This window comes from Clavibacter sp. (assembly GCF_014802555.1).
Taxonomy (GTDB): domain Bacteria; phylum Actinomycetota; class Actinomycetes; order Actinomycetales; family Microbacteriaceae; genus Clavibacter; species Clavibacter sepedonicus.
Window position 1 is genome coordinate 1 of record NZ_JAAVCB010000146.1, and the last position, 9018, is coordinate 9018.

At 71.5% G+C, this 9018-nt stretch carries 7 protein-coding genes and 2 pseudogenes; 8 read left to right on the plus strand and 1 reads right to left on the minus strand.

All coding sequences use genetic code 11. The annotated features are described in order from the left end of the window. Positions 1 to 102 (plus strand): annotated as a pseudogene (locus tag HDR73_RS15865) (IS481 family transposase); the annotation flags it as partial. 10 nt (positions 103 to 112) lie between these two features. On the opposite strand, the gene HDR73_RS15870 reads toward HDR73_RS15865, so the two are convergent. Then, positions 113 to 769 carry an NUDIX domain-containing protein gene (locus tag HDR73_RS15870; protein WP_041464410.1) on the minus strand — a complete coding sequence of 219 codons (657 nt, stop codon included), beginning with the start codon at positions 767 to 769 and terminating at the stop codon, positions 113 to 115. A 149-nt stretch (positions 770 to 918) separates the two neighbouring features. On the opposite strand from HDR73_RS15870, the gene HDR73_RS15875 reads away from it, so the two are divergent. The 7 genes and pseudogenes from HDR73_RS15875 to HDR73_RS15905 form a co-directional block, all read left to right on the plus strand. Further along, entirely contained in the window at positions 919 to 1947 is a 1029-nt protein-coding gene (locus tag HDR73_RS15875; RefSeq protein WP_198433872.1) for a LacI family DNA-binding transcriptional regulator, read from the plus strand. A 143-nt stretch (positions 1948 to 2090) separates the two neighbouring features. Then, positions 2091 to 3356 (plus strand): sugar ABC transporter substrate-binding protein, encoded by a 1266-nt coding sequence (locus HDR73_RS15880; RefSeq protein ID WP_223842728.1) that lies wholly within the window; start codon positions 2091 to 2093, stop codon positions 3354 to 3356. A gap of 69 nt (positions 3357 to 3425) precedes the next feature. Beyond that, complete coding sequence (locus HDR73_RS15885) at positions 3426 to 4442, plus strand: carbohydrate ABC transporter permease (protein WP_012298349.1); 1017 nt, start codon at positions 3426 to 3428, stop codon at positions 4440 to 4442. Between the two features lie 194 nt (positions 4443 to 4636). Beyond that, positions 4637 to 5428 (plus strand): carbohydrate ABC transporter permease, encoded by a 792-nt coding sequence (locus HDR73_RS15890; protein WP_407637330.1) that lies wholly within the window; start codon positions 4637 to 4639, stop codon positions 5426 to 5428. A 5-nt stretch (positions 5429 to 5433) separates the two neighbouring features. Further along, positions 5434 to 6438 carry a glycoside hydrolase family protein gene (locus tag HDR73_RS15895; protein WP_012298351.1) on the plus strand — a complete coding sequence of 335 codons (1005 nt, stop codon included), beginning with the start codon at positions 5434 to 5436 and terminating at the stop codon, positions 6436 to 6438. A gap of 61 nt (positions 6439 to 6499) precedes the next feature. After that, positions 6500 to 8569 (plus strand): glycoside hydrolase family 32 protein, encoded by a 2070-nt coding sequence (locus HDR73_RS15900; RefSeq protein ID WP_012298352.1) that lies wholly within the window; start codon positions 6500 to 6502, stop codon positions 8567 to 8569. Between the two features lie 258 nt (positions 8570 to 8827). Then, a pseudogene (locus tag HDR73_RS15905) lies at positions 8828 to 9018 on the plus strand (Asp23/Gls24 family envelope stress response protein); the annotation flags it as partial.

Below are 9018 nucleotides of genomic sequence, written 5' to 3' on the forward strand. Positions count from 1 at the left end.
CGCGCCGACGCGCTTGACCCCTTCATCGAGCACTACAACACTGAACGAATCCACTCAAGCCACGGGCTCACGCCCGCGGCCCGAGTGTCACCAACGTCATGACCCAGTACAGCTAGGCGGGGAACCCGTGCAGCGCCACGTGCTGCAGCAGGATCACCGTCTTGCCGTCGGCGATGCGGCCGTCGGCGACCATCGCGAGGGCCTCGTCGAGCGACACCTCGATGCGCTCGATGTCCTCGCCCTCCTCGGCCACGCCGCCGCCCGCGCCCACGACGTCGGCCGGCGTGTACGACGCGAGGTAGTGGTGCACGCGCTCGGTCACGGATCCGGGGCTCATGAACAGGTCGAACAGGTGCGTGAGCGCGACGATCTCGACGCCGAGCTCCTCGCGGGCCTCGCGACGGATCGCGCCATCGGGGGAGTCCTCGTCGAGCAGGCCGGCCGCCGCCTCGATCAGCATGCCGTCGGGGTGCCCGTTGACGTAGGCGGGGTAGCGGAACTGGCGCGTGAGCAGGATCCGGTGGGTGTCGGCCGCGTAGAGGAGCACGGTCGCGCCGTCGCCCCGGTCGTAGGTCTCGCGCTGCTGCTCCTGCCACGACCCGTCGCGGAGGCGCAGGTCGAGCGTCGTCCGGCGGAGCACGTGCCAGCCGTCGGAGGTGACCTCGACGCGCTTCACGACCACGTCGGGGTTCCGGTCGAGGTCCGTGCCGCGCAGGTGGAGGCCCGTGCGGCCGCGGGAGTCGGGGGCGGTCTCGCCGGGGCGCGTCATGGATCCATGCTGGCTGCCGGAACGGGGCCCGCGGATCCCCCGCGAGGTGGAGGCGGGGCGGCTCATCGACGCCCGTGTTGACTCCCGGGAAGCGGGCGCGTACTGTCAGTTCCACGCAGGACAAAAACGTTTTGGGAAGCAGTTCGATGATGAGCAGGCGAGTAGGCATCCGCGATGTCGCGGAGGCCGCGGGGGTCTCCCTGACGACCGTCTCGCACTCGCTCAGCGGGGCGGGGCAGGTGAGCGAGGCCACCCGCGAACGCGTCAAGGCCGTCGCCGCGCGGCTCAACTACGCGCCCAACCGCCAGGCCAGCGGGTTGCGCAGCCGGCGGTCGCAGATCATCGGGTTCGTCAGCGACGAGATCACCACCACGCCGTATGCGGGCCGGGTGCTGCTCGGCGCGCAGGAGGCGGCCGCGCGACAGGGCTGGGTGCTCATGATCGTGAACACCAGCGCCGACGCCGACGCGGAGGCGCGCAGCATCGAGGCGCTCCTGCAGCACAACGTCGACGGCATCGTCTACGCCCGGATGTACCACCAGCGGGTCGTCGTGCCGGAAGCGCTCGCCGCTGTCCCGACCGTGCTGCTGGATGCGACCACCGGCAACGACCACGTCTCCTCCGTCGTGCCGGACGAGCAGGGCGCAGCGGCCAGCGCGGTCGCGCACCTCATCGCCGCCGGGCACCGCCGCATCGGCTACCTCTCCAACGTGGAGGACATCCCGGCCACCCGCGGCCGCATCCGCGGCTACCGGCAGGCGCTCCATGAGCACGGCATCGCGGTGGACGAGTCGCTCCTCGTGCCGAGCGGATCCACCACGGGCCCGGGCCGCGAGGCCGCGGGCCGTCTGCTCGACCGGCCCGACCGGCCCACGGCCCTGTTCTGCTTCAACGACCGGATCGCGATGGGCGCCTACCAGGCGGCCCAGGCGCGGGGCCTGCGCATCCCCGAGGACCTGTCGGTCGTGAGCATCGACAACTTCGAGGTCATCGCCGCCGCGCTGGATCCCGGCCTCACGACCATCGCCCTGCCGCACCACGAGATGGGACGGTGGGCCATCGAGCGCCTGGCGCTCGAGCTCGAGTCGGCCAGGGACGACGAGCCCCTCGAGCCCGAGCAGGTGCGGATGCGCTGCCCGCTCATCGAGAGGCAGTCGGTCGGCCCGCCACCGCCCTAGGAACTACACCTAGGCGAGGACGGACCCACCTCCCGCGCCGAGGCCGCTGCAACGGCCCCGCGAATCAGCGCGACACCGCTGGCCCCCACCCGACCCACTCAGGAGGACGAATGATGAGACACGCGAAGAGACGACTGACCGGGGTGAGCCTACTGGCCGCGGCCCTGCTCGTCACCCAGACCGCCTGCGCCTCCGGCACCGCCGGCGGCACCGACGGAAAGGACGGCCAGCTCACGCTCTGGACTCACAACGGCGGCAACACCGAGGAGCTGGCTGCCGTGCAGTCGGTCGTCGACGCCTACAACGCGAGCCAGGACACGACGACCGTCGAGCTCAAGTCGTTCCCGCAGGCTTCCTACAACGACTCGGTCGTCGCGGCTGCCGCGGCGGGCAAGCTGCCCTGCCTCGTCGACATCGACGGCCCGAACGTGCCCAACTGGGCGTGGGCGAAGTACGTCGTGCCACTCGACCTCAGCGTCGATCTCGGCGAGAACCTGCCCAGCACCATCGGGACGTGGAACGACCAGACCTACGCGGTGGGCCAATACGACGTGTCGCTCGCGATGTTCGCGCGGCGGTCCGTGCTGGAGAGGGCCGGGATCCGCATCGCCACGGTCGATGAGCCCTGGACGCGTGACGAGACCGACCAGGCGCTGGCGGCCCTCAAGGCCGAGGGCACGTGGAGCGCGCCGCTCGACATTGGCACCGCCGACGTGGGCGAGTGGTACCCGTACGCGTACTCGCCGCTGTTGCAGTCCGCGGGCGGGGACCTGCTCGACCGCTCCTCGCTGCAGTCGGCCGAGGGCGAGCTCGACGGCCCGGCCGCGGTCGACTGGGCCACATGGATGCAGAGCCTCGTGGAGGACGGGTACGTCAGCGCCAAGAGCGGCGCGGATCCCGCCCTCGACCTCATCAACGACCAGACCGCCGTAATGTACGGCGGCAGCTGGGCCTCCGCCCAGCTCAGCGAGGCCATCGGCGACGACCTCGCCGTCATGCCGCCGCCGGACCTCGGTCAGGGCGTCACGGTCGGCGGCGGATCCTGGCAGTGGGGCGTGACCACCGGCTGCGCCGATCCCGCCGCCGCGATGGACTACCTCTCCTTCTCGCTCTCCCCGGAGAGCATCGCCACGGTCGCGAAGGCCGCGGGCACCATCCCCGCCACCGACGCCGCCGCAGCGCTGGTGCCCGGATTCGAGGAGGGCGGCGACCTCGCTCTCTTCCGCGAGTTCTCGAAGCGCTTCGCCGAGCTCCGGCCCGCCACGCCCGCGTACCCGTTCATCTCGAGCACGTTCACGAAGAGTATGCAGGACATCCTCGACGGCGCGGACCCCCAGGCCGCCCTCACCGACGCCGTGGAGGACATCGACGGGAACATCGAGTCCAACGGCGGATACACGCAGAAGTAGTCGCGGCGAGCGCTGCCGGCACGACGGGGTCGTCGTGCCGGCAGCGCCCTCCCCACGGAAGGAACTGCCATGACCACCATCACTCGATCCCGCCCCTCGGGCGCGGGCGGGTCGGCTCCGGGCTCCGGCGCCGACGAGGGCTCGGGACCGGGATCCCCGTCCGGTCCGGGCCGCGCGCCCGCCGGACGCACGACCCGCCCGAGGCGACCGCGCGCCCACGCCCACGAGCAGCGCGCCGGCTGGGCGATGCTCGGCCCGGGCATGATCCTCCTCGGCCTGTTCGTGCTCGTGCCCGCGGTGCTCGCGTTCGTGCTCGCCTTCACGAACGCGCGCCTCATCTCGCCCTATCCGGCCACGTTCGTGGGCCTCGACAACCTCACGCGGCTGCTCGCCGACGACACCTTCTGGCACGCGCTGCGGAACGTCGCGTTCTTCGCCGTGGTGGTCGTGCCCGTGCAGGCGGGGCTGGCGCTCGGGCTCGCGCTGCTCATCGACGCGAAGGTGAAGGGCACCACGTTCTTCCGCACGGTCTACTTCCTGCCCGTGGTCACCTCGATGGTGGTCGTCTCGCTGCTGTGGCTGTTCATGTACCGGCCGGACGGCCTCATCAACGTGCTCATCTCGCGCGTGACGGGCGGCGCGGTGCAGGGGCCGGACTGGCTCGGCGACCCGACGACCGCGATGCCCGCGATCATCCTCATGTCGGTGTGGCAGGGCGTCGGGTTCCACATGGTCATCTGGCTCTCGGGCCTGCAGACCATCCCGCCGGATCTGCACGAGGCCGCCGGGCTCGACGGCGTCACGCGGTGGCAGCGCTTCCGCTACATCACGTGGCCGGGGCTCGCGGCGACGCGCAGCCTCATCCTCGTGACCATCACCATCCAGGCGCTCAGCCTCTTCACGCAGATCAGCGTGATGACGCAGGGCGGGCCGCTCGACTCCACGACCACGGTCGTCTACGAGGCCGTGCGCTCCGGATTCGCGCAGCAGCAGACCGGGTACGCCTCGGCCATCTCGCTCGTCTTCTTCGTCATCGTGCTCGCGATCTCGGCCGTGCAGCGCTTCATCACCCGAGAGAGGGACTGACCATGGCCTCCACCCCGATCCTGGGCGCACCGCGCGCGGTCGACGTCGACCGCGCGCGGCTCGACGGGCCCGCGCACCCGCCGCGCGCCCCACGCGACCGCCGGGCGGTCCGCCGTCGCGCGGCGCCCGTCGCGGCGGCCGGCTGGATCGTGCGCATCGCGCTCGCTGCGGTGTTCGCGTTCCCACTCGTGTTCATGCTCGTGTCGTCGCTCAAGCCCGACCGGCAGATATTCTCCGACCTCTCCTCGTTCGCGGCGTTCCTGCCCACGGGCGATCTGTCGTTCGCGAACTACGCCGCGGTGTTCGAGCGCGTGCCCGCGGCGCGGTTCCTGCTCAACTCCATCGGCATCTCGGCCATCACGGTGGTGCTGGGGATCCTCGTGAACAGCCTGGCGGCGTTCGCGCTCTCGCGGATGCGGATCCCCGGCAAGGGCCTCATCCTCACGCTCGTCATCGCGACCCTCGTGGTGCCGTTCGAGACGCTCGCGCTGCCGCTCGTGTGGTGGGTGAACCAGCTGCCGTCGTTCGTGGTCGACGGCTTCGCGATCGGCTTCAGCAGGGGCTGGATCGACACGTACCAGGTGCAGATCATCCCGTTCGTGGCGAACGCGTTCTCCATCTACCTCTTCCACCAGTACTTCGAGTCGATCCCGAAGGAGCTCGACGAGGCGGCGCGCGTGGACGGGGCAGGCTGGTTCCGCATCTACCGGCAGCTGATCATGCCGCTGTCGGGGCCCGCCATCGCGACCGTCGCGATCCTCACCTTCCTGCCCGCCTGGAACTCGTACCTGTGGCCGCTCATGGTCGTGCAGAGCGAGGAGCTGCGGCCCGTGATGGTGGGCGTGCAGTACTTCTTCCAGCTCAACGTGCCGTGGGGCGAGGTGATGGCGTACGCGTCGCTCATCACGCTGCCCGTCGTGGTGCTGTTCATCGCCTTCCAGCGCTCCTTCGTGAGCAGCATCGCCGCCAGCGGCGTGAAGGGATAGGCGCCGTGGCACTTCGACTGCCCGACAAGTGGATCTGGGACTCCTGGTACGTGCAGGAGGGTGGCGTCACGCACGCGTTCTACCTGCACGCCAGCCGCGCCCTCGGCGATCCCGACCGCCGGCACCACCACCCCATCGTCGGCCACGCGGTGAGCCGTGACCTCGTGAGCTGGACGGTGCTCGAGGACGCGATCATCGTGTCCGAGCCGGGTGCGTTCGACGACGGCACGACCTGGACGGGCTCCGTCGTGCGCGCTGATGATGGCCTGTGGTGGATGTTCTACACGGGCACCACGCTGGCCGAGGGGATGCTCGTGCAGCGCATCGGCGCCGCCACCTCGACCGACCTGGTGACCTGGGCGAAGGTGTCGCGCGAGCCGCTCGTGGAGGCGGATCCGCGCTGGTACGAGCAGCTCGACCTCGACGCCTGGCACGACCAGGCGTGGCGGGACCCCTGGGTGCAGCGGCTCCCGGGCGCGTCGACGTGGCACATGCTCGTCACGGCGCGCGCGGCGACGGGGGATCCGCGGGAGCGCGGCGTACTGGGCCACGCGACGAGCGAGGACCTCGTCGACTGGACCGTGCATCCGCCGCTCAGTGCGCCCGGCCAGGGCTTCGGCCAGCTCGAGGTGTTCCAGCACGAGGTGGTGGACGGCGTGCCCGTGCTCCTCTTCTGCTGCGCGCGCTCCGAGCTGGGCCACGAGCGGCAGGCGGCGGGGGAGGCGGGAGGCGTGTACAGCGTCGTCGTCGACGCCCGGCTGACCGATGTCGACTTCCGTCGCGCGCGCCTGTTCCCGCGCACGGATCTGTACGCGTCGCGCCTCGTGCGCGACACCGCGGGCGGCTGGGTGCTGCTCGCGTTCGTGAATGAGGTCGACGGCAGGTTCATCGGGGAGCTCAGCGACCCGGTGCCGGTGACGGCGGATCCGCGCGAGGGCCTCGTGCCCCGGGGCGCGCATCCGATCGCCGTGAGCGCCGACACGCGGGAGGAGGCGGGGGTCCCGAGCTGAGGCCGGCCGGGCGGCGGAACCCGGCACCGCACGACGCAGGTGAACGACGAAGGAGTCGATCATGGAATCCGCACGCCCGCCTCTGGCCCCCCGCACCGCGCATCCGCGCGGACGGATGGCCGCTCTCGCCGCAGCCGCCGCACTCGTGTGCGCGCTCGCGGTGCCCGCCTCATCCGCCACGGCAGAGCCGACTGTTCCCGCGGACGGATTCGCGGACGGATTCGCGGCCGACGCCGACCGGTACCGCGCGCAGTACCACTTCACGGTCCCCGACCACTGGAAGAACGACCCCCAGCGGCCGGTCGTGATCGACGGCGTGACGCACTACTACTACCTCTACAACGCCGACTACGACCAGGAGGTCGGCACGTCGTGGCGCCTCGCGACGACCACCGACGGCGTCGCGTGGGCCGACCAGGGCATCGCGGCCGAGAAGAAGACGAACCCGAACTTCGACCTGTGGTCGGGGTCCGCGGTCGTGGATCCCGAGGGCACCGCCGGGTTCGGCCGCGGCGCCGTGGTGATGCTCGTGACGCAGATGGACCACCCGACGCCGCAGCAGATCGTCGACGCGTCGGGCCCGCAGGCGCAGTTCCTCTGGTACTCCACCGACGGCGGGCGCACCTTCACACCCTCGGGCGAGGAGGCCGTGCTCCCCAACCCGGGCGTTCGCGACTTCCGCGACCCGAAGGTGGTGTGGGACGACGAGCGCGGCAGTTGGGTCATGCTGATCGCCGAGGGCGCGACCCTCAGCTTCTCCACGTCGCCCGACCTCCGCTCCTGGACGCGCGTCTCCACGTTCGCGGCCGACGGCCTCGGGGTGCTGGAGTGCCCGGACCTGTTCCGCATCACGGCCGACGACGGCACCTCGAAGTGGGTGCTCGGCGCGAGCGCCAACGGGTATGCGACGGGCGAGCCGAACACCTACGCGTACTGGACGGGATCCTTCGACGGCCGCGCCTTCGTGCCCGACCCGGGAACGGGCCACCGCTGGCTCGACCAGGGCTTCGATTGGTATGGCGCCGTGACGTGGGCGGATCCGACCGCGCAGCACGAGGAGCGCCGCCTGGCCGTCGGGTGGATGAACAACTGGTCGTACCCGAAGGCGGGCCCGACCTGGGAGTCCGACGGCTTCACCGGCACCGACTCCATCACGCGCGAGATCCGCCTCGCCCGCGCGGATGGCGGCTACCGGCTCCTCTCCCAGCCGATCGCCGCGCTCGCCGGCCACGCCACGAGCGTGCGCGAGCTCGGCCCGGTACGGGTCGATGGCAGCGTCGTGCTCCCGTACGCGGGCACGGCGTACCAGCTGGAGACCGAGATCGCGTGGGATCGGCTCGACAACGTCGGCCTGCAGCTGCGGCGCTCCGCCGACGGATCCCGGCACGCCGACGTGGGCGTATTCCGCGACACCCTGTACGCGAACCGCGGCGGGACCGGCAACCCGGATCCGACGGGGAACAAGCTCGAGAGCCGGAGCCCGTTCGATGCGTCCGCGAAGGAGGTGAAGCTGCGGATCCTCGTGGACCGCACCACGGTCGAGGTCTTCGTCGACTACGGCGAGGTCGTGCACTCGAGCCAGGTGTTCGCGGAGCCGGCCGATGCGGGCATCGCCCTGTTCACGCAGGGCGGCGCGGCGACCTTCTCGAACCTGCGCATCACCGAGTTCGCGGATCTCGCGCAGCGGCCGGCGCACGTGCTGGCCGACTTCGAGGGCACCACCGCGGGCGTGGGCTGGACCGGGACGGGGGATCTGGTCGGGCTCGCGCCGAACGGCTCGCCGCTGGTCGGTCGGGTGGGCCGTCAGGCGCTCGACACGTACGTGCCCGGCCGGGGAGACGCGGCGACGGGCACGCTCACGTCGCCGCCGTTCACCATCGACCGCGACGCCATCCACCTGCTCATTGCGGGTGGGGATCACGGGCTCGGCGCGGAGCCGGCCACGAGCGTGAACCTGCTCGTGGACGGCGAGCCGGTGCGTACGGCTACGGGCGACGACTCGGCGAAGCTACGTCCGGTCGCATGGGACGTGTCCGATCTCGCGGGGCGGACCGCGCGGATCCAGGTGCTCGACGACGCGACCGGAGCGTGGGGCCACCTCATGGTGGATCAGGTGATGCTCGCCGACTGAGCGCCCGGCCCCGCCCGGTCCTGCCCGGCCTGCCCGGCCTGCCCGGCCCGGCTTGCTCGGCCGGGCCCCGTCTGGCCGCTCAGCGCACGCGGAGGTCGCGGGGGTGGCCGTCCAGCGAAGGGCGGCCGCTCCTGCCTGAGCGGAGGCTGAGGGTCGAGGACGAGCGGGGCTACCACGCCGTCTCCTTGGTGTGCCGGACATGATCCGGCATCGCGATCCGCATCGGGCTCGCGTCACCTCATCTCACAGGAGCACCACATGACCGACGTCACCCCCGCCACCGCATCCAGCCGCGCCGCCGCCAAGCACACGCCCGCCGACTCCGCCTCGGGCAAGAACACCATCGCCGACGGCGTCGTGGAGAAGGTCGCCGGCATCGCGGCCCGCCAGGTCCCCGGCGTCCACGACCTCGGCAACGGCGCGGCCCGTGCCGTCGGCGCGATCCGCAA